This window comes from Bizionia psychrotolerans (assembly GCF_001039595.1).
In genome coordinates, this window is record NZ_JNGS01000020.1 from 1 (window position 1) to 24,570 (window position 24,570).

A 24,570-nucleotide genomic window follows, 5' to 3' on the forward strand; every position below is an offset into this window, starting at 1 on the left:
AACCTTTGGACGTTCATTTAATGATTGAAAAACCTGAACGGTATATCGAAGAATTCGCTAAAGTAGGAGCTGATATTATTACGGTTCATTACGAATCTACAGTTCATTTACACCGAACACTAACCCAAATTGAAGATGCTGGCTGTAAAGCTGGTGTCGTTTTGAATTTAACAACACCAATTTCTGTTTTAGAAGATATTTTACCAAAATGCTATATGGTTTTATTAATGTCTATAAATCCTGGTTTTGGAGGTCAGAAATTTGAAGACATTACCTATAACCGAATTAAAAAAATTACGCAAGATGATAAACGATCAAGGTTTAAATACGCGTATAGAAATAGATGGTGGTGTAACTGACAAAAACATCGAAAAACTGGTTGAATCTGGAGCGGATGCTTTTGTTGCAGGAAGTCACGTGTTTAAAAGTGATAATCCTACGGAAACAATAAAAGAATTAAAAGCACTTGCTAACGCATAACACGTAATAAGAAACACATAAAAAAGCTCCTTTCGGAGCTTTTTCGTTTTAAAATAGTTAGTAATTAGGTTAGAACTGTTCTATTAAATAGTTTATTAAATCGGTTGTAGTAACAATACCAACTAGTTCATTATCATCTACAACTGGTAACGCGTGAAATTCTTTGGTTGCTAAAATTTCAGCTACTTCTTTTATGGTTGTTGTTGATGGTACACTCACTAAATTTTTAGCCATCACCTGTTCAATAGTAAACATATTGTAAACAACGGTATCTACAGAGTCATCGTCTTCTTCTATAGCATCCGCAAAGCTAATTCGCAATAAATCGGTGTAACTCAACATACCCTTAATCTCTTTACCACTCACAACAGGAATGTGGCGTATTTTTTTACTTTTGAAGAGTTTTTCAGCTGTTTCTAGTTCATCTGTATGATTTAATGTAATGACTGTTTTAGTCATGATTTCGGAAACTGGTGTGCGTTTTTTCATAGTACTTGCTTTTAAATTGTTTAATAAAAGTACGTATGAAACTTTAAAAAAAGTATGATATAAATCAGCTAACTCAATTAATAGCCCTTAAAATTAAAGTTTAGCATTTGTTTTACTAATTTATAAATTTCTGGAAATTGACTCCGTAACTCTTCAGGCGATTCAATAAAAGATTCTATGATTACGGCTAGTAATTCAAAATCATTTGTAAATGCGTAGTTCCTCAAATATTCCGAATTAACTAAACTAGATTTTAAGCTTTCATTATTTGAAATTAAATCTTTTAATTCATGAAATGTATCTACAAATATGACCGAATTTATATCGTTTTGATACAAACTATTGAAGTGAATAGCATGCGCAAGTTCATGAATGGCAAGATTTAATTTATCATCCTCTATCCTAAATCCTTCCAGAAAATTATCCCAAGAAAGTACCAAAGTTTTAAGAGTAACATTAAATTCTCCTTTATGATAATTGTCGTTAGTAGTAGAATAATATTGAGTAGGAAATATAATTATACGCTGAACAGATTTAATAATATAATCTCTAAATCCAAATGTAAGCATGGTAGCTGTTGCTGAAATTAAGACTTTTACTTCTTCAGTAATGACAAAATTTTCTTGACCTATAAATTCCTTGTGCTTTATAAAAGAAGCGACTCTATGACTAAAATACACTTTCCGTCTATGACTTAATCTGTTGTAAAAAGTAAATTGTTTTTTTAATATGCTTTCTTGCTCTGGTTTGAGCTTTTTTAAAAACGGGTGAAAATAGATAAATACAGGCCGCTTTGTAATTAAGACAAAGCCCATTTCAATACCACCGAAAATACTTAATACTATTTGTCGAACCCAGATTAAAAAAATAATAAATAAAAATCCAAAAAGGATAATTAAAATGGATGCTCCAATAAAAAAATCTTGTTTTGGGTTTATAAAAAGCACGTACATAACATTTTGAGCTACAATTAAAGGAAATTTTATAATTATATTCAAGTAAACTTAATAATAGTTTATATTAAAACTCTTGCTTTTCGGGATTACTGGACATCCCAAATGATAAGGTTTGAAAATACATCAAACGAAAAAAACGCTCAAGCAAGCTAGTTATAATATAATATACAAAACGGAAATTTATGGATTGCTGCGCATCCCATAACGCTCCGTTTTGAAAACAAAAAATCTACACTTATAAATTCAAGCAAGCTTGATTTAACGTGTAGATTTTTTGTTTATTCGTGACCGCGAAGGGATTCGAACCCCCAACCCTCAGAGCCGAAATCTGATATTCTATCCAGTTGAACTACGCAGCCATTATTCAATTTAAGACAATTTCGTCTTAACAATATTAGAAATGGTTTTGCCATCAGCTTGTCCTGCTAATTTTTGACTAACCATACCCATAACTTTACCCATATCTTTCATGCCTGAAGCACCTGTAATTTCAATTGCCTTAATTACTTCCTCTGTAATTTCAGCTTCAGAAAGTTGAGCAGGTAAAAACTGACTGATTATTTCTGCTTGTGCTATTTCTGGTTCAGCTAAATCATTTCGATCTTGCCCTAAAAATATGGCTGCACTGTCTTTGCGCTGTTTTACCATTTTACACAAGATTTGTATTTCTACATCTTCAGAAATCTCTTCTTTAGACCCTGTGGCGGTTTGAGCTAACAATATTTCTGACTTTACAGCTCGTAAAGCAGCTAAAGCTGTTTGATCTTTTGCTTTCATGGCTGTTTTTAAAGCCGTCATGATATCTTGTTGTAAGCTCATAATAGAATTTTTATATACCGCGAAGATAACAAGAAAAATAGATTCTAACCTTTACGAGATTGATAAAAATTTCAAAAAGAAAACCCGAAATAACAAATACTGTTTTTTCGGGTTCTCATGAAGTTCAAACACTAAACTTAAACTGTTTTTAATCGACGTTATCATGTAAAAACGAATTGTTATTTCGTAGTTGCATGTCGTCATTATCATCTAAACTAATACTTGTATTAGAAATATTAGAATCTGATGAATGTCTAGAATCATCTAAATTAACACCTTGACGTTTATATGCTGGTACACGTTCAATATCATCAATTTTGGCGTTATTAAACTTATAATTAAAATCTTTCATCTTAAGTCTACGTTCAGCTGCACGTTCTTTTAGCATGTCTGAAATAGGTGTATTCATTGGATCGATCTCCTCACTTGTTACTGTTGAATCTTCTTCAATTGATTGCAATGTTTTCTTTTCAAAAACAACTTCCGAATCTTCAATTTCCAGTTCTTTTTTCGGTTTAGTTTCCACCTGCGTTTTCTGGTTCATGCTGGATTCCGCTTCAATATAATCATCTAAAGCATAACGAACTTCACCATCTTTATTGGATTCTGTAACGGGAATAATTTCAACATGATCCGTTACATTTATTTTTCTGATATTTTCTTCTAATTCATGAACTACCATATCATCACCTTTGTTTCCGATAGTCGGTTTACTAAACGGCATATCGAATGTTAAGGTAATTTGTTGCTCTTCTTCAGGTTCTTCAAAAACAGTTTCAGACGTTATTTCTGGTTCTACATTCGTGATGATAAATTCGTCTGAATTTACATTTGCCAATACATCCTCATGAATGACTTTCATATTACGAATGGCATCGGTTGTTTTAATTAAACCTGACCCTTCATCTTTCTTTGGTTCAGGTGATTTCAAGTCTTCCAGATCTTCCAAATCCAATGTATGCTTAACAACTTCTGGCTGCTTTTTTTCCTCAAAATCAATGCTTGGCATTATAATAGCCGGTTCGCGCTCTTTACGCGTTAAATCTTGCTCCAAAGACTGTTCGTCTTCTAAAGCATGAATCACTTTTTTGATTTCGGTATTGGAAATTTCATCTTGATGTTCAATATCAAAACCCGTTGCGATAATCGTTACTGCTATTGATTCGCCTAAACTTTCATCTTCACCAACACCCATAATAATATTGGCGCCATGTCCAGCTTCATCTTGAATATGATCATTGATTTCACCTATTTCATCAATCGTGATTTCTTGTGTTCCAGATACTATTAGCAGCAATACATTTTTAGCACCTGTAATCTTGTTGTCGTTTAATAATGGTGAATCCAAAGCTTTTCTAATCGCTTCTTTTGCGCGATCTTGACCAGCGGATTTTGATGATCCCATAATAGCAGTCCCACTACTACTCAATACAGTTTTAGCATCACGTAAATCTATATTTTGTGTGTAATGATGTGTTATTACTTCCGCAATACCTCTTGCAGCAGTTGACAAAACTTCATCCGCCTTAGAGAAACCAGCTTTAAAGCCTAGATTCCCATAAACCTCACGAAGTTTATTATTATTAATAACCACTAACGAATCTACTACGCCACGTAATTTTTCGATACCAATTTGAGCTTGCTCATTTCGCATTTTACCTTCAAATTGAAAAGGCATGGTAACAATTCCAACAGTTAAAATATCCAAATCTTTGGCCATTTTAGCGATAATCGGTGCCGCACCAGTTCCGGTACCACCACCCATTCCGGCTGTAATAAAAATCATTTTTGTATTGGTATCCAACATACGATGAAGGTCTTCATAACTCTCAACGGCAGATTTTTCGCCAACATCTGGGTTTGCTCCTGCTCCTAATCCTTCGGTTAAGTTTAAACCTAATTGAATTTTATTTGGCACACCACTATTTTGAAGGGCTTGTGCATCCGTGTTACAAATCACAAAATCAACACCTTTAATCCCTTGCTGAAACATGTGATTAATGGCATTACTTCCGCCTCCTCCGACGCCTATTACTTTAATAACATTAGATTGATTTTTAGGTAAATCAAATGAAATGTTTGTTTCGAATTCTTTGTTGCTGCTCATGAATTTCGCTTTATATGTACTTAATTAATATCTTATTATTTGTTATAACTTAGATCTGCCCTACTCGGCATTATCTAAAAAATCTTTTATTCTTTCTGAAAACTTGTCTAAAAAAGAGCGTTTTGGTGGTTTTGGCTGCTCGTCAATAGTTTCTTGTTCTTCAACTTCGTTAGCCTCTGGTTCATTAGTAGTTTCTTCATAAGCCACTTCCATTTTCTTACGCTCTTGTCGTTTTAAACCATCCATAACTAAACCAACGGCTGTTGCAAAAAGTGGGCTCGTAACTTCATCATCACTATTGCCAGCTAAATGCTCATTAGGATAACCAATTCGCGTATCCATTCCAGTAATGTATTCCACCAACTGCTTTAAATGCTTTAATTGTGCGCCACCACCAGTTAATACAATACCTGCAATCAGTTTTTTCTTTTGCTCTTCGTGACCATAATTTTTAATCTCCACATAAACTTGCTCAACAATTTCCACAACACGTGCATGAATAATTTTGGATAAGTTTTTTAATGTAATTTCTTTAGGCTCACGACCTCGTAAACCAGGAATAGAAACAATCTCATTTTCTTTATTTTCCCCAGGCCATGCCGAACCAAATTTTATTTTGAGTAATTCAGCTTGTTTTTCTATAATAGAACAACCTTCTTTAATATCTTCAGTAATCACATTTCCACCAAAAGGAATAACAGCTGTATGACGAATAATACCATCTCTAAAAATGGCTAAATCCGTTGTTCCTCCACCTATATCAATTAAAGCAACGCCTGCTTCTTTTTCCTCTTGACTTAAAACGGCATTTGCAGACGCTAATGGTTCAAGTGTAATACCTTCCAGATTTAAACCTGCACTTTTAATGCAACGACCTACATTTCGGATAGATGATACTTGACCAACAACTACATGAAAATTAGCTTCCAGCCTGCCACCATACATACCGACTGGCTCCTTAATTTCTGCTTGGCCATCAACTTTATATTCTTGTGGTAACACATGAATAATTTCTTCACCAGGTAGCATAACTAATTTATGTACTTGATTGATTAATCTTTCAATATCCTCATCATCAATAACTAATTCTGAATTGGCACGCGTGATATAATCACTATGCTGCAAACTACGAATATGCTGACCTGCAATACCAACGGTTACATTTTCAATTTTAACATCAGAAGCGGCTTCGGCTTCCTGAACTGCTAATTGAATAGATTGAATAGTTTGTGTAATATTATTTACCACACCACGATGCACACCTAAACTTTTGGATTTTCCGATGCCTAAAATTTCAACTTTTCCGTATTCATTTTTACGACCAATCATAGCCACAATTTTTGTGGTACCGATATCTAATCCTATTGCAATATTTCCTTCCATTATTTAAGATTTAGTGCACACTACTTGGCTATCAAATTGCAGATTCACCATACTGTAATTATTCAATATTTGTTCTTTAAATGCTTTTTTATAAAAAACTTTTAAATTATTTATTTTCTTATCTAATTTTTCTAAACCGCCAACATATACTTCAAAAGAGCATTGTCTTAACCGTAGCGATATACTTTTGTCTTTGTACTGATGAATGCTTATGACATGTTTATTTAAAAACACATCATTTTTAACTTTCATAGCCATTTCGTACACACTTTTTAGGTCCGTTTTTGAAACGTTTCCTGTAACAAGTGGCACTCTGGCTGTATAATTTGTTGATAACGGCATGTAATTACCACTATCATCAATATAAAAAGACACCGAATCTTCAACTCGGGCTATCGGTTTTTTTTGTTCTACTTCAGCTACTAAATGTCCGTTAACATCAACGAACACTTGGGCTGACTTAATCATTGGATTAGAATTCAGGGCAGATTCCAATAAATTCAAATCTATGGTTTCTTTCGCCACATTCTTAACACCTCCTTGATTTACTATTAACAATTTACTAACAGTTTCATGTGTTATAAACAGATTTTCTTCGCCATTGAAATTAATTTCAGGATCACTAACAATTCGCTCGTCATTTTTCTTGGAAGAAAACGCAAACAAACCGACTACAAGCACCAGTAGAAACGCTAATTTTATGTAGTTCCAATTAATTTTCATGATTCAAAGCGCGTTTAATATGTTTCACCTGTTCGCCTATATCGCCAGCTCCAATTGTTAAAATAACATCTGCTTGACTTGCTTTTACTTTTTCAATAATTTCCTCTTTTAAAATGAGTTGTTTATTATCATTCGTCATTTTTCCGTATAACCAAGACGATGTGACGCCTTCAATCGGTAATTCGCGTGCTGGATAAATATCTAATAACAGTACCTCATCAAATTGTGATAAACTTGAAGCAAAATCATCAGCAAAATCGCGGGTTCTACTAAATAGGTGCGGCTGAAAAATAGCCAAAACTTGTTTGCCAGGATACATTTCGCGAACCGCTTGATAAACAGCATTTATTTCTTGTGGATGATGCGCATAATCATCAATATATACTAAATCATCTCGTTTTATGTGATATGAAAATCTTCGTTTTACACCTATATATGACGCTAAAGCTTTGGCGATCTGTTGGTGAGGGCAACCGTATTCTACAGCCATCGCCAAGGCAATTAGTGCATTAGACAAATTGTGTCTACCAGGTAGGTTAAATTCTAAATTTTCAATTTGTGTTGTTGGTGTTTTTACATCGAAAATATACGCACCATTTTCAATTTTTATATTTTGAACGCTATAGTCTGAATTGTCTTCAATACCATAAGTTATTCCCGAAATAGGCAAACCACTTTTTACAAATAGTTTTCCATTTTCTTTTAATTTATGTGCAAAATCACGAAAGGATTTTTCCAATTCCGATGCGTCACCATAAATATCCAAATGATCTGCATCCATAGATGTGATGCATGCGATATTTGGTGAAAGGGTTAAAAATGATCTATCAAATTCATCAGCTTCTACCACTGAAACTTCGGTCCCATTTAGAATGAGATTCGAATTATAATTTTCACTAATTCCTCCTAAAAAAGCCGTAACAGGAACATCACAAACCTTCATAACATGTCCTAAAATGCTCGTAGTTGTTGTTTTTCCATGGGTCCCAGCCACTGCCAAACAAAAGGTATTTTCTGTAATCAAACCCAATATTTGAGATCGTTTTAAAACGCGATACCCACTATTATTAAAATAAACCAGCTCGCGATGACTCTTTGGAACTGCAGGTGTATAAATAACTAATGTATTGGAATTATTCAGTAAATAATCTTCTAGATTACTGACAGAATCTTCAAAATGAACAGGAATCCCCAAATCAATTAATGCATTTGTAATGTCGGACGATGTTTTATCATAACCAGACACACGCTTGCCATTCGCATGAAAATATCTAGCGAGCGCACTCATTCCGATACCTCCAATACCAATAAAATAAACGTTCTTTATGGAATCTAAATTCATAAATTAGTTCGGTTTAATAATTTTTCAACTTCATCTGCAATATGTTTGGTGGCATCTACCATTGCCAGCTTTTTAATATTAGCACCTAATTGTGATTGCTTTTCTGGTGAAATAATTAATTGAGTGAATTTATTTTGAAAATCCACTTCCAAATCATTTTCTGTAATTAGAATAGCCGCTTCTTCATCTACAATGGCTTGTGCATTTTTTTGCCTGATGGTCTTCAGCCACATTAGGCGACGGAATGAAAATAACAGGTTTACCAACAATGCATAATTCCGAAACCGAAATAGCGCCTGCTCTAGAAATAATAATATCGGCTGCGGCATATACACAAGCCATATCATTTATAAATGCATGAACCTGAATATTTTTAGTGTTCCCGTAAATTTTATATTTATCGTAATACAGCTTACCACATTGCCAAATGACTTGAATGTTATGTGTTAGCAAAAAATCAAGTTCTTTTTCTATCAATTCGTTAATAAGCCTTGCTCCCAAACTTCCACCTAAAACCAAAATGGTTTTTTTATCTTTTTCAAGTGAAAATTTCTCGAAAGCTTCATCGCGTTTTTTAGCAATATGCAATAAATCTTCTCTGACAGGATTTCCTGTTTTTATGATTTTATCTTCTGGGAAAAATCGTTCCAAACCATCATAAGCCACACAAATTTTATCGGCTTTTTTAGCTAACAGTTTATTGGTGATTCCTGGATAGGAATTTTGCTCTTGAATTAAACTTGGAATTCCTTTTGATGTGGCAACCTGCAATAATGGACCGCTTGCAAAACCACCAGTTCCAATAACAACGTCTGGTTTAAAATTGGCAATGATTTTTCTTGATTTCCATAAACTACTCATCAGTTTAAATGGGAAGCTTAAATTTTTCAAAGTCAATTCACGCTGAATCCCTGAAATCCATAATCCAATAATTTCATAGCCAGCTTGTGGAACCTTGTCCATTTCCATACGATCTTTAGCACCAACAAATAAAAATTCCGCATTAGCAAAACGCGACTTCAACTCGTTGGCAATAGCAACAGCTGGATAAATGTGACCACCTGTTCCACCTCCAGAAAGAATTATCTTGTATGTTTTATTATTATTTGTCACAAAAATGTGTAATTACTTCTTATTAAATTGTTTCCGTTAAAATATCCAATGGATTTTCTTCACGTTGTTCTTCGTTGATTATTTCCTCACGTTTAGCACTCACACTTAAAATAATTCCAAGCGCCAAACAGGTCATCCAAATAGATGTTCCTCCACTACTTATTAATGGCAATGTTTGTCCTGTAACTGGAAATAACTGAACAGCTACAGCCATATTAATTAAGGCTTGAAACACAATAGGCAAACCCACACCTAAAACCACTAATTTCCCAAATATGGTATCTGATTTTAGCGAAACGATTACGAGCCTAAACAACAATGCCAAATACAAAAACAGCACTGAAAAACCGCCAATTAATCCGTACTCCTCAACGATGATGGCAAAAATAAAATCAGATGACGACTGTGGCAAAAAATTCTTTTGATAACTTTTTCCTGGACCAACACCTTTAATTCCCCCTGTTGCAATGGCTATTTTGGCTTTTTCTATTTGATAATCTTCTTCTGTTACAGTATCATCGGAAAAACTTTCTACACGACTCATCCAGGTATCTACACGATTTGGCATGGCATCGGGAAAAGCTTTGGCAACAAGGACAAACAAGGCAAGAGTAGCAATACCCAAACCAATAATGACGCCTAAATATTTCAAGGGATAACCGCCTAAAAACACTAAAACGAGAACCATACAAAACATTATGGCGGCAGTTGAAAAGTTAGCAGGTAGAATGAGAGCCAACACAAAAAAAACAGGTGTCCATAGTGGTAAAATTGTTTCCTTGAATGAAACGACTTTGTCTTTAATTTTCGCCATATAATGTGCCACATACACCATTAAGACTACAAATGCAAACGTGGATGTTTGAAACGACACACCAACAACAGGTATTTGAATCCAGCGGCTCGTATTGGTTCCTGAACTTGATGAGCCTTGCATAAGCGTTAAAACAAGTAACATTAAAACCACTGGTAATAATAATATAGAAATTGCCCTGAAATACCGATACGGCATTTTATGCACAATAAATACAATTAAAAACCCCAAAACCAAATGCATAATATGACCAAAAAATATAGAGAATGTCCCTCTTCCAACACCAGTATATGCCAAGTTACTAGCTGCACTGTAAACTGGCAGAAAGGAAAATATAGCCAATAGCGCTATGATTGCCCATAAATATCGATCACCTTTTATGTTTTTAATAATTGGATCCACTTTTTACTTTTACTTTTAATTTGTTTTAGAGTTAAATCAATTCACTATTATAAATTTCTAACCGCTTCTTTAAATTGACGACCGCGATCTTCGTAGTTTTCGAATAAATCGAAACTCGCACACGCTGGAGACAACAATACATTATCACCTGATTCTGCTATTTTATACGCTATTTTAACAGCCTCACTCATATATTGCGTTTCCACAATAATATCAACCATAGATTCAAAATTTTCAAATAATTTTTTATTGTCAACACCTAAACAAACAATAGCCTTCACTTTTTCATTGATAAATGGGAATAACTCTTGATAATCATTTCCTTTATCTTGACCACCAACAATCCAAACCGTTGGAGCGTTCATACTTTCTAAAGCGTAATACGTTGCATTCACATTTGTGGCTTTGGAATCATTTATGTAATTTACTTTATTGATTTTCAGAACCTGTTCTAGTCGATGCTCTACTCCGTGAAAATTCTCCAAACTTTCACGAATGGTTTGTTTTCTTATTTTTAATAAGTGCGCAACCGTTGACGCTGCCATAGCGTTTTTAATATTGTGTTTTCCTTGTAATGCTATATCCTTTGTTGGCATAATTATTTGATTATTATCTATTGTTATTTTTAGTGTCTCTTTTTCTAAATACGCGCCATTTTCAATAATTTTCGTTAATGAAAACGGCAATAATGTTGATTGAACTGGGTGTTTTTCTAGCCAACTGGTGATGACGTCATCATCAGCATCATAAATCAGATAATCTTCTGAAGTTTGATTCATAGCAATTCTAAATTTTGAAGCGATATAATTATCGAACTCATAATTGTATCGATCCAAATGATCTGGTGTAATGTTCAACAAAACCGCTATATGTGGTTTGAAAGCCTCACAATTATCTAATTGAAAACTGCTGATTTCTAACACATAATTCGGATAGTCATTCTCCAAAACCTGTTTTGCAAAACTGTCGCCAATATTTCCTGCTAAACCCACTTCTAATTCTTGTTTCAACACGTGATGTGTTAATGAAGCTGTTGTGGTTTTCCCATTACTTCCTGTAATTCCAACAAGTGTTGCATTTGTGTAACGTGAAGCAAATTCAATTTCAGAAATCACTGAAATATCATTAGCTTTTAGTTGCAAAACCATCGGAACCGTATCTGGAATTCCCGGGCTTTTTACAACCAAATCAGCATTTAAAATTTGTGATCCTGTGTGCTGTTCAGATTCCCATTCAATCTCATGATGTTTAAGAACGTTTATATACTTCTCTTTAATTTTTCCTTTATCTGAAACAAAAACCTCAAAGCCTTTTGCTTTCCCTAAAAGTGCGGCACCTACACCACTTTCTCCACCTCCTAATACGACTAGTCGTTTCATTTTATCACGAATGGTTTTATCTAATTTTCAAGGTTACAATGGTCAGAATCGCTAACAAAATTCCTACAATCCAGAACCTGGTAACAATTTTACTTTCGTGATATCCTGATTTCTGATAGTGATGATGTAAAGGTGACATTTTAAAAATTCGTCGACCTTCTCCATATTTTTTTCTGGTATATTTAAACCAACTGACTTGCATGACAACTGATAAATTTTCAGCCAAGAAAATTCCACACAAAACAGGAATTAACCATTCTTTTCTAACCGCAATGGCAATCACTGCTATGATTCCGCCAATGGTTAAACTTCCTGTATCACCCATAAAAACTTGTGCTGGATAGGTATTATACCATAAAAACCCAATCAATGCTCCAACAAAAGCCGCTATATAAATGGTAATTTCTTCTACACGTGGTATGTACATAATGTTCAAGTAATCCGAGAACACAATGTTTCCAGACACCCAAGCAAAAATGCCGAGCGTTAATACAATAATGGCCGACGTTCCTGCTGCTAAACCATCAATTCCATCAGTAAGGTTGGCACCATTTGAAACAGCTGTGATAATAAATATGGCTGCTAGAATGAAAATAATCCAAGCATATTTTGCTAAATCCGGACTAATCCACGTGATTAAATCGGCATAGTCAAATTCATTTTCCTTAACAAACGGAATGGTTGTCTTGGTTGATTTTTCTTCCATCTGAAACAGCTTAGACGACTCCACATTTGGATCTGCCGCCAATATTTCCATCTGCTGCTCTTGCGGCAATTTTTCTTTCAAAGTCACATCTGGATGAAAGTATAACGTAGCTCCAACAATAATTCCCAATCCAACTTGACCAAGTACTTTAAAGCGCCCTTTTAAACCTTCTTTATCGTTTTTGAATTTCTTGATATAATCATCAATAAACCCAATAGTTCCCATCCAAAGCGTAGTAATTACCAAAAGAATGATGTAGATGTTTCCCAATTTCGCAAAAAGCAAAACAGGAATTAATGTAGCAAGAATAATAATAATTCCACCCATAGTTGGTGTTCCAGCTTTTTCTACTTGACCTTCTAAACCAAGATCACGAATGGTTTCACCCACTTGTTGTTTCTGAAGAAAACGAATAATGCGTCTACCAAAAATGGTGGATATTAATAAAGACAAAATTATAGTCACCGCTGCTCTAAAGGTTATAAAACCAAAAAGTGCAGATCCTGGAAAATCATAATATTTGTCTAAATATTCAAATAGGTAAAACAGCATATTATTTGTCTAATTGTTTTAGTAATTCTTGTACAATTTTAAAATCATCGAAATCAAAACGCTCGCCATGTATTTCTTGATAATTCTCATGACCTTTTCCAGCTATTAAAATAATATCGTTAGGATTTGCCATTTGACAGGCCGTTTTAATAGCCTGTTTTCTATCCGAAATTGATAAGGTTTTTTTAAAATTTTGAGGCTCTACACCTGCTTCCACCTCTTTTAAAATGGTTTCAGCATTTTCAGTTCGTGGATTATCATTGGTAAAAACCACTTTGGTACTTAATGCCGAAGCAATATGCCCCATTTTTGGTCGCTTGGTTTTATCTCGATCGCCTCCACAACCAACAACAGTTATGAGCTCCTCATTTTTTGTGCGAATACTATTGATAGTCTCCAATACATTTTTTAAGGCATCAGGCGTGTGCGCATAATCAACAATAGCCGTAATTTTCGATTCGGAAATCAGATATTGAAAACGACCTGAAACACTTTTCAAATCACTGATAAGTCTTAAAATTTCAACTTTTTCTAACCCTAATAATTCGGCTGTTGCATAAATAGCCAACACGTTATAGGCATTGAAACTGCCAATTAATCGTGTCCAAATTTCGCTATCATTTATTTTAAGAAGTAAACCTGTAAATTGATTTTCTAAAATTTGTGCTTTATAATCCGCATAACTTTTTAATGCGTAGGTGTATTTTTTTGCTGCTGAATTTTGCAACATCACCAAACCATTTTTATCATCGCCATTAACCAATGCGAAGGCATCTTTAGACAAACCATCAAAAAAGGCTTTTTTCACATCGCGATATTCTGCAAAACTGCTATGATAATCTAAATGATCATGGGATAAGTTGGTGAAAATTCCACCTTCAAATTTTAAACCTTCTGTTCGTTTTTGATGAATCCCATGCGAGCTCACTTCCATAAAGCAAAACTCAATGCCAGCATCATTCATCTGCTTAAGATAGCTATTGATGGTTACAGAATCTGGCGTTGTATGCGTTGCTTTAAACTCCGTATTGTCTACCATAATTTTAACTGTAGACAATAATCCAACTTTATAACCAGCATTTTTAAACAGTTGATATAGTAGTGAAGCAATAGTGGTTTTCCCATTGGTTCCTGTAACACCAACTAGTTTTAAATTAGCTGAAGGCACACCATAAAAATTGGAAGCCATAATAGCCAAAGCACTAGACGCATTACTAACTTCAATATATACCACACTATCAACTAAATGCTCTGGCATATTCTCGCAAATAACAGCAGAACACCCTTGGCTAATAGCTGTTTGAATGTAATCGTGACCATCAGAAATAGTTCCTTTTATAGCGAAAAATGCATCGTTTTCAGTCACTTTTCTAGAATCGAAAATCAGATTATTAATAGACACGTCAGTACTTCCTGCAACAGCAAGTAATGGTACCTTATAGAGTATGTCTTTTAAAATCATCATGATGTTTGAATCGTTACTACTTGATTTTTCTTAATTTTTTCACCTTTAGAAATAGATTGTACTTTTACTTGCCCAACACCATTTGAATTAACCTTTAAACCCATATTTTCCAATAAAGCAATGGCATCCATAGCTGGCAATCCAACCACGTCTGGCATAATTGTTCTGTAGGTTTGAGCAGTTTTGTAATAAGCATCGTATTCAATGTTTACCGCAATGTCATTCACTTCTAAAGTTTCTACCTCATCAATAAGTGGTGTATCGGTAAATATTTTTTGAGCAATACGCTTAAAAACAGGACCTGAAACATCGGCACCATAAAACCCTTTTTGCACCATCGGTTTATGAATAACAACAATGCATGAATATTTAGGATTTTCAGCTGGAAAATAACCAGCAAATGAGGACACGTAACGCTTATTCTCATCCCAATCTTTCTTCCAATACTCAGCTTTAGCAGTTCCTGTTTTACCAGCCATTGAGAAATATGGCGAGTACAACGAACTTCCCGTACCACGCACTACCACATTTTTCAAAATCTCTTGCATTTGTCTTATCGTTTGATCGGAAGCAATTTTCTGATTAATCACATATTTATCAAACGTTTCAATAGGCTTATCAAGTTCTTTTACTGATTTGATAAAGCGTGGCTTCACCATCACACCATTATTAGCAATCGCGTTATAAAATGTCAAGGTTTGCAATGGTGTCATTTCCATATTATAACCATAAGCCATAGAAGGCAAGGCATTTTTACTCCAAATGTCATCACCTGGACTTGGAATAACTGGTTTTCCTTCACCTAAAATTGGTAAACCTAAAGGCTTGTTTAAAGACCAACTTTTTAAACGATTGATAAATTTTTCAGGATTTTTAGAATAGTGCTCGTCAATTATGGTTGCTAAACCAATATTGGAGGATACCTCTAAAGCACGAGCTGCCGAAATTTTACCATAACCACCATGTTTGGAATCGGTAATAGCGCGACCGTAAAACATTTTTCGTCCTTTTTTAGTATCGACAATAGTTGACGTATCAATTACTTTATCTTCTAAAGCAGCCATTAAAGCCATGACTTTAAAGGTAGAACCAGGTTCATGCGATTCGCCAACTGCATAATTTAGTTTTTCGTAATAGGTTCCATTTGCAGTTTTTCCTAAATTAGAAATAGCGCGAATTTCACCCGTTGCCACTTCCATAACTACCACACAACCGTGTTCTGCTTGGTAAAACTCCAATTGCTGCAATAAGGCATGATGGGCAATATCCTGAATGTTGACACTCAAAGTGGTATAAACATCGTAGCCATCTTGAGGTTCAATCTGGTTATAATCTGCAATAGGCTTCCATTGTCCTTTGCCTATTTTTTGTTTTAAACGTCTGCCATCCGTACCTCGTAAATATTTAACACCAAAAGCACCATCAATTCCAGCTCGTGTAGCGTTCCCTTTTTCATCCCAACGTTCATAACCTATGGAACGTTGTGCAATTCCACCCAATGGATGTTCTCGTTTGGTTGTTTGTTCAACAATTAATCCACCTTTAAAAGCGCCTAAACTTAACAGTGGGAAATCGCGAATGCGGATATAATCTGAATAACCAATATCGCGAGCTAGTAAATAATATCGATTTTTATTAGCACGTGCTTTTCTAATTTCTTTTTGATAATATGCTGAAGGTTTTCCAGAATATTTTGACAAGGAATCGCATAATGGCTTTAATAAGGATTCAAATCTTGCAGATGAAGGCGTGATCGCATCTAGACGAATATCATATTTCGGAACCGAAGTTGCCAATAAGTTCCCATTAGCCGAATATACATTACCACGATTTGCAGGAATCACGACATTCTCAATGTTTTGCTCTTCCGCCATGCTACGGTATTTATCACCTTGAAGCATTTGAATACTGAAAAGTTTAAACACGACTGCCAGAGCGAAGATGAACATACATCCTGCTACAAAATATAATCGGTTTAATATGTTCTTCTCGTTTGTTGCCAAGCTGAACTACTTTTTAGATTTAACTTTTATTTTAGTTGGTGGAATTTCTGAAATTGCCAATCCTTTTTTTTCCATTTTCAACTCTACGACGGTTTCTTTCTTTAATTCCATCAGGCGTGTCCTGCCATCTACAAAAGCCGATCGTAATTCTTTTGCTTCATTATTTAAGCGTGCTATTTGATGTACTTTTTTATCTGCACTATGTGAACTGGCTATCATAACAATGGCTAAAACGGAAACAAACAAAATCATCCGCCAACTTTTTGGCGCATCTTCGTTTATCAGAAACGTTCCCTTTAGTATGTTATAAAATCCTTTTTTCATCTGATTCCTTATTCAAACAGGAATTATAGTTTTTCCGCTATGCGAAGCTTGGCACTTCTAGCGCGATTATTTGCTTTTATTTCTTCTCGCGAAGGCACAATTAAACCACCAACTTTTTTCATAGGCACTTCAAAATTGCCATACATATCGCGTTCCGGTTCGCCTTCAAAAAGACCATTTCTTATAAAACGCTTTACCAATCTATCCTCTAAAGAATGATAGGATATCACGCTTAATCTGCCACCTTCAACCAAAGTTTCTGGTGCTTGTAATAGAAAAGATTTCAGCACTTCTATTTCCTGATTCACTTCAATCCGAATGGCTTGATATATTTGAGCCAATACTTTGTTTTCCTTTTTATGCTGCAAAAATGACTTCAAAGCCTCCTTTAATTGATCGCTTGTTTTTATAGGTTCTATTTTCCGTTGCTCAACGATAACACGAGCCATAGCATTTGCTTGACGTAATTCGCCATATTGCCAAAGCACTTGGCTAATTTGTTCTTCATCATAATCATTCACCACATTGTAAGCAGATAAGTCACTTTTCTGATTCATGCGCATATCTAAATCCGCTTCAAATCGGGTTGAAAAACCACGTTCCGCCACATCAAATTGATGTGACGACACACCAAAATCAGCTAAAATGCCATCCACTTCTTTCACGCCATAGAAGCGCAAAAAACGTTTCATAAACTGGAAATTTTCATGAATTAAGGTGAAACGCTCGTCATCAATGGTATTTCCCAATGCATCAGGATCTTGATCGAAAGCAAAAAGTTTCCCATTTTCTCCTAGACGCTTGAGTATTTCTTTACTATGACCACCACCTCCAAAGGTGACGTCTACGTAAATTCCGTCTTCTTTTATATTTAAACCATTTACGGTTTCTTTAAGTAAAACTGGGTTATGATATTCCATGATCGTCATCGTCTTGTCCCATTACTTCTTCAGCTAAATCCGCAAAATCACCTGTGGCATCATCAATAGCTTGCTCGTATTTATCTTTATCCCAAATTTCGACAATGTTGATGGCGGACGACATAACAATTTCTTTGGAAATATCTGCGAATGCCACCAAATCTTTAGGAATCAGCAAACGTCCAGTAGCATCAACCTCAATAATTTTCACACCAGCAGTAAAGCGACGAATAAAATCATTGTTCTTTTTCTTGAATCGATTCAGCTTATTTACCTTCTGCATTAACGCTTCCCATTCCGCCATTGGATATAATTCTAAACATGGCTGAAAAACAGCACGTTTTAAAACAAAGCCATTTTGAAGCGCTGGAGCCAACTGTTTTTTCAACGCGGCAGGCAACATGAGTCGTCCTTTTGCGTCTACTTTACATTCGTATGTTCCTATTAATGAGCTCAAAGCGTTTTGTATCGATTCTTGGGTTTAAGTTTCAAATATATTGAAAATTTTACCACCTTTTACCACTTTCTACCACTTTGTTGATAATTTTTCGATTATCGGTTGTTTATAAATAGAATAACTATCCAAACAAGACCCTTAACAACTACCAATCAGGAATTTATGTGAAGTGGAATTTTAAAAGAATCAAATTGTTAATATCTTGAATAGAAGTCAGCCTTGGAGCTTTTAAGAAATATGGATATATTATCAATGATTTGTCTATATTTGTGTTTAAAGAAAAGACGAATCAATTAATGGCGCACAGGTTAAAAAAAGAAAAAAGCTATAGTTACATAGAAGTAGGAGAAGGCACACCCATCATTGTTTTACACGGTTTAATGGGTGGATTGAGTAACTTTGATTCCGTAACTAGTTATTTCAGCCAGAAAGGATATCGCGTAATTATTCCTGAATTACCGATTTATACCATGTCGCTTTTAAAGACCAATGTCAAAAGTTTTGCGAAATACTTGCATGATTTTATTGAATTCAAAGAGTTAAATGATGTTATCCTATTAGGAAACTCATTAGGTGGACATATTGGTTTATACCACACAAAATTATACCCAAAGAAAATAAAAGGCCTTATTATTACTGGAAGTTCTGGACTTTATGAGAGTGCTATGGGTGGTGGTTACACCAAACGAAGTGATTACGAAGTGATTAAGAAAAAAGCACAAGATGTTTTTTACGATCCTGAAGTCGCTACTAAAGACATTGTAGATGAAGTTTATGAAACCGTAAATGACAGAAACAAGTTAATAAAAACTTTAGCTATTGCTAAAAGTGCCATTCGTCATAACATGGCTAAAGATTTACCAAAAATGACGACACCAACCTGCATTATTTGGGGTAAAAATGATACGGTTACGCCTCCAGAAGTAGCTGTAGAATTTGATGAACTTTTACCAGATTCTGAATTGTTTTGGATAGATAAATGTGGGCATGCTGCTATGATGGAACATCCAGATGAATTTAATACCATACTAAATGGTTGGTTAACGAAACGCGGATTATAAACAGTAACTCTTAAAAACCCACAATCCTAGGAAAAAGCTATGGAAATTAAATCGGCAGAATTTGTAATGAGCAATTCTGATGTTGCTAAATGTCCCAAAAACTTGGTTCCTGAATATGCATTTATTGGACGAAGTAATGTTGGAAAATCGTCATTAATAAACATGCTTACCAGCAGAAAAAGTTTAGCCAAAACGTCAGGAAGACCAGGAAAAACACAACTTATTAACCATTTTTTAATTAATAAAACGTGGTATTTAGTAGATTTACCAGGATATGGATATGCACGAGTTTCCAAAAGTTCCAAAAAGACATTTCAAAAATTTATAACGGATTATTTCACCCAACGTGAGCAATTAGTTTCCGCTTTTGTTTTGGTAGATATTCGGCATAAACCACAACCTATAGATTTAGAATTTATGGCTTGGATGGGCGAAAACGGCATTCCTTTCTCCATTATTTTCACCAAAGCTGATAAATTAAAACCGCAAGCTATCCTGAATCACGTAGCAGATTATAGTGCTATTATGTTAGAAACTTGGGAACAAATGCCAAACTATTTTATTACCTCATCATCTAAAGATATTGGTAAAGATGATGTATTGAATTACATCCATGAAGTGAATGAAAATATGGAGGAATGAAAACCTACTTTAGTTTCATACTAATTTTACTTTTTCTTCAAACTTCAATTGCTCAAGAAGTCATCTATCATGATCAAAACGGTCAAGAAATAACTAGTGAAGCCTATAATAATAAGCGACAAAATAAAGATCTGCTATTAAGCTCCTGGCAATATGTTGACGAAAATGACATAAAACATCATTCCATTAGCGATAGATTTCAACAAGGTGTTTTTAATTATAATGAAATTAAAGCCCAATTAGAAACCGTAATCAATCGTAAGGTTCCAATAAATGATATCCTTCTAATAAAGTATTTCTACAAAGATGACTTGTGCGCGCCACAATGGGATAATAAATGGACACGATCTGAACTGCATCGTTTAAAAGACTATAGAAAGCCCCTACTTCCAAAATTGAAAGAAGACCATATTACATACATTGCCTTATTTGAAGAAGGTATCATTCTAAAAAACAAACCTGATAATGAAAATGAATATTGCTTCACAGATCAGGGTAACTATTTTAGAAAACAATTTTTCACCATGCCTGCGCTTTGTGGTTCTTATGCAATAATTAAATCTAATGGTCAATCCATAACCAGAAATGGCGAATATGATCCAGAAATGATGCTTCAATTTTTAGAGCACGACAATTGGTCCATCTTTTTTAAAGCAAGCGAATAATTAAAATCAACCATTTATGAAAGCCCTATTTAGCATTCTACTTATTCATTTTATGTTGCAAAGCACAAGCGCTCAAGAAAATATTTACACAGATGAAAATGGCAATACCTTAAACAAAGAAGACTATCGTAAAAAATGGGGCAACAAAGATTTGGCATACAGCACGTGGCTCAATGTTGATGAAAAAGGCACCACGTATCACACGTTAAAACAAGATTTATTTCTAAAAGGTGTTTTCAACTATCAAGAATTAAAAACACAGATGGAAATGCTCATAAACAGGAAGATTCCAGACAGCAATACCATTCTTATTGAATACATGTATAAAGACGATTTATGCACATCAGATTGGGATAATAAGTGGACAAAAGTTGAAATAGCAGACCGAAAATTTTATTTAGATACCTACCGTGAAGATATAGAACGGAAAAATATAACCTATATAGTTCTATTTGAAGCTGGCATGACTTTAAAAAATAATCCACGTAAAAGAAATGAATATTTTTTTATGGACAACGAAAACTACTTTCGAAATAAACTTTTCAAATCTCCAACCTTATGTGGTTCGTTTGCCTTAATAAAGTCAAATGGTCAAGTAGTCATTAGAAATGGGGAATATCGTGCTGATATGATTGCTGAATTGTTAAATAATGAAATCTGGGTGCGGTTTTTTAATGAAGACCATTAAGTTTGCTTAAGACTTCACATCTAAAGCATCACGAAGTGCATTTCCCATTAGCATAAAAGCCATAACCAAACTCATAATGCACAAACCTGGAATCAAAGCTAAATATGGCTTACCAAGAATAATGTAATTGTAATGATCTTTGATCATAGCTCCCCAACTTGCCATGGGTGGTTGCGCACCAACACCTAAAAAGCTTAATCCACTTTCAATAAGAATAGCAGCTGCAAAGTTTGCTGCCGAAATAACAATAACGGGCGCCATAATATTCGGTAAAATATGTTTCGTGATAATCCGAAAATCATTAAATCCTAAAGCACGAGCTGCTGTTACATATTGCATTTCTTTAACTCCCATTACTTGACCACGAACCACACGTGCCACCTCAACCCACATGGTTAAACCGACTGCAATAAACACTTGCCAAAAGCCTTTTCCTAAAGCTAACGTAATAGCGATTACCAATAACAAGGTTGGAATGGACCACGACACATTTATAAACCACATAATAATGGCATCCACACGACCACCAAAATAACCAGCTACGCTACCCATAAAAATACCAATTACTAAAGATATAAAAACAGCTATAAAGCCAATAAAGAATGATATTCTAGCACCAACTAGGATTCTACTTAATAAATCGCGACCATATTTATCGGTTCCAAAGAGAAAGGTTTTATTCGAAATGAATTCGGATTCACTTAAACCATTCATGTCGATTGATTTAATCATGCCTTCCAAACCATCTGATGCATATTCCGTGTAGGTTAGTGTATTATTCTCAACAGTATATGCCGTAATTGGGATTTCAGTATCTTGAATTTTCTTACCAAAAAGTATATTCGAAAAAACCGACTGCTCACTTTCAATAGTTTGTGGAATCGTCAACATACCCACCGTAAATCCTGGTTTTTTAGAGTGAATAGATAAATGCATTTGGTTAGCATATTCCGAATTATCAGGAGCAATAAGGTATGCGAAAATGGAAATGAGACCAACAAAAACAATAAAACCAAAACTAAAAACGCCCCAGAAATCCTTTTTGAATTTCTGGAGCGCTAATTGACTTAATGAGTTAGATTGTTGACTCATGAATTTTTTAGTCCTTAACTGTCGCTACTTTTTTGATAGCGTATGATGTTTTCAAATCTTCTAAAACATGTAATGCTTCTTCAACATAAACATCCTTGCTTAAACTTTCGTGCCAGCGTTCGCGCTTATCTTTTAAAACGGTATCCTGCTCAAACAATTTTTGCTCGTAAGGCAAAGATTCGTAGGTTAAATTAGTTTTGTATTCGCCTATTTTATCGAACGTTTTAGATTCTGCTTCATTAGCATCTAATTGCGCTTTATAGTCGGCATAGTTTAAAGGATATACTTTTTCATCCATACGTGCACGAACCCATTGCGCATTTTCAGATATCAATTTGAGTTGTTCGTTGTCTTTCATACGATTATTACTCTTTTTAATTGTGGAGTCATAATCAAAATACCCTTCCCATAAATTATAATCTGCGGCATCTATTTCATCCCAAGATAATGGGTTTCTTTGATCCTTTTCGCCAATATCAATAAAACTAAAACGGTCTGGAACAATCACATCACTTTTCACACCTTCCAATTGCACCGATCCACCATTAATTCTATAATATTTTTGTCTGGTTACCTTTAATGCACCTAAATCACCTTCTTGATTATTTTTAACCATACGGTTTAAATCGTAAAAAGATTGAACGGTTCCTTTTCCATAGGTCTGCTTACTACCAATAATAATAGCACGCTTATAATCTTGCATAGCTGCAGCCATAATCTCGGAAGCAGATGCTGAAAATTCATTCACTAAAATCACAAGTGGACCATCCCAAACAATCGATTTATCAGTATCATTTAAAACTTCTTTTGGATCTTCTGTTGACCGAACTTGAACAATTGGACCATCTTCAATAAACAATCCTGCCATTTCAACAACCGTTTGTAAGGAGCCTCCTCCATTATTTCGTAAGTCTAAAACCAAACCTTCCATACCTTGTTCTTTCAAACGAATAATTTCGTTTTTAACATCAGTAGCTGCATTCAATTTTTGATAATCATCAAAATCGGCATAAAACTTCGGAAGATTAATGACACCAAAATTCTTACCGTCTTTTTTTACAAAAGCTGACTTGGCATGTGTTTCTTCAATTTCAACAACATCACGCGTAATTTTAATCACTTTGGATGTTCCGTCAACCTTTTTAACCGTCAAATACACATTAGTTCCTTTTGGTCCTTTTATTAATTTAATAGCATCATCAATACGCATACCAGTTATAGTTATAGGCTCTCTTTCATGCTCCTGACGTACTTTCATGATCACATCGCCAACTTCCAATTCTTTTCCTCTCCAAGCTGGACCTCCTGAAATTAATTCCAGAATTTTAGTATTATCATTTCGCTTTTGCAAACGTGCTCCAATACCTTCCAATTTTCCAGCCATATCTTGATTAAAGGCTTCCTTATCTTGAGGTGCAAAATAAGTAGTATGCGGATCAAATTCCTGTGCAATGGCATTAATATACATGACAAACCAATCATCACGACCCAAATCATCTATATAATCATTGTAATAAATGTCGATGGTTTTTAGGGTAGATTCGCGCGCTTCCTTTTCAATTTCTTTAGGCGATTTTTTGGCAATGCGATCCGTTTTTAAAGAATCTGCAAGTGCATTCGTTTTTTCTAAATTTTTCTGCTCATACATTAAATCATCATAATTTGATAAATTACTGTATTTTAAACGTTGTCTCCAACGATCGGTTAATTCCTTTTTATTCTTCACATAACCAATAGACTCATAATCGGCATTGTACGTCTCATTTTTAGTATAATCAAAAGGTTCCTTTAAAATATCGCGATAAATCACTTTTGCTTCATCAATACGTTTGATTAATCGCTCGTGTGTTAGGCTGAAAAATGAAATATCATAAGCTTTCAGTTGATCATCTAACTCTGTTTTATACTTCGAAAATTCTTCAATATCTGATTTATAGAAATATTGTTTTAACGGATCTATCTGATCTAAATAGTCTAGGTACACTTGC

23 protein-coding genes, 1 tRNA gene and 1 pseudogene are annotated in these 24,570 nt (G+C 34.6%); 6 read left to right on the forward strand and 19 right to left on the reverse strand.

Annotated elements, in window-relative coordinates; all coding sequences use genetic code 11:
• On the forward strand, positions 1 to 359 hold a 359-nt coding region (locus GK51_RS02205), incomplete at its 5' end, for a ribulose-phosphate 3-epimerase (RefSeq protein WP_394332073.1).
• Entirely contained in the window at positions 304 to 480 is a 177-nt protein-coding gene (locus GK51_RS02545; protein ID WP_262484076.1) for a beta/alpha barrel domain-containing protein, read from the forward strand. The genes GK51_RS02205 and GK51_RS02545, both read left to right, overlap by 56 nt.
• Before the next feature lie 69 nt (positions 481 to 549).
• Here GK51_RS02545 and GK51_RS02210 read toward each other — a convergent pair whose 3' ends face one another.
• The 17 genes and pseudogenes from GK51_RS02210 to mraZ all read right to left on the reverse strand — a co-directional run bounded on the left by GK51_RS02210 (position 550) and on the right by mraZ (position 18,434).
• Positions 550 to 969 carry a CBS domain-containing protein gene (locus GK51_RS02210; protein ID WP_048331483.1) on the reverse strand — a complete coding sequence of 140 codons (420 nt, stop codon included), beginning with the start codon at positions 967 to 969 and terminating at the stop codon, positions 550 to 552.
• 77 nt (positions 970 to 1,046) lie between these two features.
• Positions 1,047 to 1,967: a zinc-dependent peptidase gene (locus GK51_RS02215; RefSeq protein ID WP_231575835.1), complete on the reverse strand. Its 921-nt coding sequence runs from the start codon at positions 1,965 to 1,967 to the stop codon at positions 1,047 to 1,049.
• Between the two features lie 243 nt (positions 1,968 to 2,210).
• Positions 2,211 to 2,284: transfer RNA gene (locus tag GK51_RS02220), tRNA-Arg, on the reverse strand.
• A 10-nt stretch (positions 2,285 to 2,294) separates the two neighbouring features.
• Positions 2,295 to 2,744, reverse strand: a complete 450-nt coding sequence (locus tag GK51_RS02225; protein ID WP_048331487.1) for a GatB/YqeY domain-containing protein — start codon at positions 2,742 to 2,744, stop codon at positions 2,295 to 2,297.
• 148 nt (positions 2,745 to 2,892) lie between these two features.
• The gene (gene ftsZ / locus GK51_RS02230) at positions 2,893 to 4,851 is read right to left on the reverse strand and encodes a cell division protein FtsZ (RefSeq protein WP_048331489.1); all 1,959 of its coding nucleotides are present in this window, start codon (positions 4,849 to 4,851) and stop codon (positions 2,893 to 2,895) included.
• 60 nt (positions 4,852 to 4,911) lie between these two features.
• Positions 4,912 to 6,234: a cell division protein FtsA gene (gene ftsA, locus GK51_RS02235; RefSeq protein WP_048331491.1), complete on the reverse strand. Its 1,323-nt coding sequence runs from the start codon at positions 6,232 to 6,234 to the stop codon at positions 4,912 to 4,914.
• Between the two features lie 3 nt (positions 6,235 to 6,237).
• The gene (locus GK51_RS02240; RefSeq protein WP_048331493.1) at positions 6,238 to 6,957 is read right to left on the reverse strand and encodes a cell division protein FtsQ/DivIB; all 720 of its coding nucleotides are present in this window, start codon (positions 6,955 to 6,957) and stop codon (positions 6,238 to 6,240) included.
• Positions 6,947 to 8,299, reverse strand: a complete 1,353-nt coding sequence (gene murC, locus GK51_RS02245) for a UDP-N-acetylmuramate--L-alanine ligase (RefSeq protein WP_048331495.1) — start codon at positions 8,297 to 8,299, stop codon at positions 6,947 to 6,949. The genes GK51_RS02240 and murC overlap by 11 nt, the downstream gene beginning before the upstream one ends.
• Positions 8,296 to 9,412, reverse strand: a pseudogene (gene murG / locus GK51_RS02250) (undecaprenyldiphospho-muramoylpentapeptide beta-N-acetylglucosaminyltransferase). The gene murC and the pseudogene murG overlap by 4 nt, the downstream one beginning before the upstream one ends.
• Positions 9,413 to 9,434: 22 nt before the next feature.
• Positions 9,435 to 10,628, reverse strand: coding sequence for an FtsW/RodA/SpoVE family cell cycle protein (locus GK51_RS02255; protein WP_048331497.1), 1,194 nt, complete (start codon positions 10,626 to 10,628; stop codon positions 9,435 to 9,437).
• 47 nt (positions 10,629 to 10,675) lie between these two features.
• Complete coding sequence (murD, locus tag GK51_RS02260; protein WP_048331498.1) at positions 10,676 to 12,007, reverse strand: UDP-N-acetylmuramoyl-L-alanine--D-glutamate ligase; 1,332 nt, start codon at positions 12,005 to 12,007, stop codon at positions 10,676 to 10,678.
• Between the two features lie 16 nt (positions 12,008 to 12,023).
• Entirely contained in the window at positions 12,024 to 13,265 is a 1,242-nt protein-coding gene (gene mraY / locus GK51_RS02265) for a phospho-N-acetylmuramoyl-pentapeptide-transferase (protein ID WP_048331500.1), read from the reverse strand.
• A gap of 1 nt (position 13,266) precedes the next feature.
• On the reverse strand, positions 13,267 to 14,730 hold the full coding sequence (locus tag GK51_RS02270) for a UDP-N-acetylmuramoyl-L-alanyl-D-glutamate--2,6-diaminopimelate ligase (RefSeq protein ID WP_048331502.1): 1,464 nt from the start codon (positions 14,728 to 14,730) through the stop codon (positions 13,267 to 13,269).
• Entirely contained in the window at positions 14,727 to 16,679 is a 1,953-nt protein-coding gene (locus GK51_RS02275; RefSeq protein WP_048331504.1) for a penicillin-binding protein, read from the reverse strand. Before GK51_RS02275 ends, GK51_RS02270 begins: the two co-directional genes overlap by 4 nt.
• A 60-nt stretch (positions 16,680 to 16,739) precedes the next feature.
• Complete coding sequence (locus GK51_RS02280; RefSeq protein ID WP_048331506.1) at positions 16,740 to 17,057, reverse strand: FtsL-like putative cell division protein; 318 nt, start codon at positions 17,055 to 17,057, stop codon at positions 16,740 to 16,742.
• 23 nt (positions 17,058 to 17,080) lie between these two features.
• Complete coding sequence (gene rsmH / locus GK51_RS02285) at positions 17,081 to 17,977, reverse strand: 16S rRNA (cytosine(1402)-N(4))-methyltransferase RsmH (protein ID WP_048331519.1); 897 nt, start codon at positions 17,975 to 17,977, stop codon at positions 17,081 to 17,083.
• Complete coding sequence (gene mraZ / locus GK51_RS02290; RefSeq protein ID WP_048331507.1) at positions 17,964 to 18,434, reverse strand: division/cell wall cluster transcriptional repressor MraZ; 471 nt, start codon at positions 18,432 to 18,434, stop codon at positions 17,964 to 17,966. The genes rsmH and mraZ overlap by 14 nt, the downstream gene beginning before the upstream one ends.
• Before the next feature lie 296 nt (positions 18,435 to 18,730).
• Between mraZ and GK51_RS02295 the strand changes: the two genes are divergently transcribed.
• The 4 genes from GK51_RS02295 to GK51_RS02310 are packed head-to-tail and all read left to right on the forward strand — an operon-like array spanning position 18,731 to position 21,490.
• A complete protein-coding gene (locus GK51_RS02295; protein WP_048331509.1) occupies positions 18,731 to 19,495 on the forward strand; it encodes an alpha/beta fold hydrolase in 765 nt (254 codons plus the stop codon).
• A 39-nt stretch (positions 19,496 to 19,534) separates the two neighbouring features.
• Entirely contained in the window at positions 19,535 to 20,137 is a 603-nt protein-coding gene (yihA, locus tag GK51_RS02300) for a ribosome biogenesis GTP-binding protein YihA/YsxC (protein WP_048331511.1), read from the forward strand.
• Positions 20,134 to 20,802: a hypothetical protein gene (locus GK51_RS02305; protein ID WP_048331513.1), complete on the forward strand. Its 669-nt coding sequence runs from the start codon at positions 20,134 to 20,136 to the stop codon at positions 20,800 to 20,802. The genes yihA and GK51_RS02305 overlap by 4 nt, the downstream gene beginning before the upstream one ends.
• Before the next feature lie 16 nt (positions 20,803 to 20,818).
• Entirely contained in the window at positions 20,819 to 21,490 is a 672-nt protein-coding gene (locus tag GK51_RS02310) for a hypothetical protein (protein WP_156179538.1), read from the forward strand.
• A 6-nt stretch (positions 21,491 to 21,496) separates the two neighbouring features.
• Here the strand turns inward: GK51_RS02310 and GK51_RS02315 are convergent, their stop codons facing one another.
• Positions 21,497 to 22,582 (reverse strand): ABC transporter permease, encoded by a 1,086-nt coding sequence (locus GK51_RS02315; RefSeq protein ID WP_048331517.1) that lies wholly within the window; start codon positions 22,580 to 22,582, stop codon positions 21,497 to 21,499.
• A gap of 7 nt (positions 22,583 to 22,589) precedes the next feature.
• Positions 22,590 to 24,570: carboxy terminal-processing peptidase (locus tag GK51_RS02320; protein WP_048331521.1), on the reverse strand; the 1,981-nt coding region annotated here is incomplete at its 5' end.

Bases quoted from the DNA above. Each gene is read 5' to 3' on its own strand.
- mraY (WP_048331500.1), bottom strand. From the start codon at position 13,265: ATGCTGTTTTACCTATTTGAATATTTAGACAAATATTATGATTTTCCA.
- GK51_RS02280 (WP_048331506.1), bottom strand. From the start codon at position 17,057: ATGAAAAAAGGATTTTATAACATACTAAAGGGAACGTTTCTGATAAAC.
- GK51_RS02545 (WP_262484076.1), top strand. From the start codon at position 304: ATGATAAACGATCAAGGTTTAAATACGCGTATAGAAATAGATGGTGGT.
- yihA (WP_048331511.1), top strand. From the start codon at position 19,535: ATGGAAATTAAATCGGCAGAATTTGTAATGAGCAATTCTGATGTTGCT.
- GK51_RS02295 (WP_048331509.1), top strand. From the start codon at position 18,731: ATGGCGCACAGGTTAAAAAAAGAAAAAAGCTATAGTTACATAGAAGTA.
- GK51_RS02315 (WP_048331517.1), bottom strand. From the start codon at position 22,582: ATGAGTCAACAATCTAACTCATTAAGTCAATTAGCGCTCCAGAAATTC.
- rsmH (WP_048331519.1), bottom strand. From the start codon at position 17,977: ATGGAATATCATAACCCAGTTTTACTTAAAGAAACCGTAAATGGTTTA.
- murD (WP_048331498.1), bottom strand. From the start codon at position 12,007: ATGAAACGACTAGTCGTATTAGGAGGTGGAGAAAGTGGTGTAGGTGCC.
- GK51_RS02310 (WP_156179538.1), top strand. From the start codon at position 20,819: ATGAAAGCCCTATTTAGCATTCTACTTATTCATTTTATGTTGCAAAGC.
- ftsZ (WP_048331489.1), bottom strand. From the start codon at position 4,851: ATGAGCAGCAACAAAGAATTCGAAACAAACATTTCATTTGATTTACCT.
- GK51_RS02275 (WP_048331504.1), bottom strand. From the start codon at position 16,679: ATGTTCATCTTCGCTCTGGCAGTCGTGTTTAAACTTTTCAGTATTCAA.
- GK51_RS02225 (WP_048331487.1), bottom strand. From the start codon at position 2,744: ATGAGCTTACAACAAGATATCATGACGGCTTTAAAAACAGCCATGAAA.
- GK51_RS02210 (WP_048331483.1), bottom strand. From the start codon at position 969: ATGAAAAAACGCACACCAGTTTCCGAAATCATGACTAAAACAGTCATT.
- GK51_RS02270 (WP_048331502.1), bottom strand. From the start codon at position 14,730: ATGATGATTTTAAAAGACATACTCTATAAGGTACCATTACTTGCTGTT.
- GK51_RS02240 (WP_048331493.1), bottom strand. From the start codon at position 6,957: ATGAAAATTAATTGGAACTACATAAAATTAGCGTTTCTACTGGTGCTT.
- murC (WP_048331495.1), bottom strand. From the start codon at position 8,299: ATGAATTTAGATTCCATAAAGAACGTTTATTTTATTGGTATTGGAGGT.
- GK51_RS02305 (WP_048331513.1), top strand. From the start codon at position 20,134: ATGAAAACCTACTTTAGTTTCATACTAATTTTACTTTTTCTTCAAACT.
- ftsA (WP_048331491.1), bottom strand. From the start codon at position 6,234: ATGGAAGGAAATATTGCAATAGGATTAGATATCGGTACCACAAAAATT.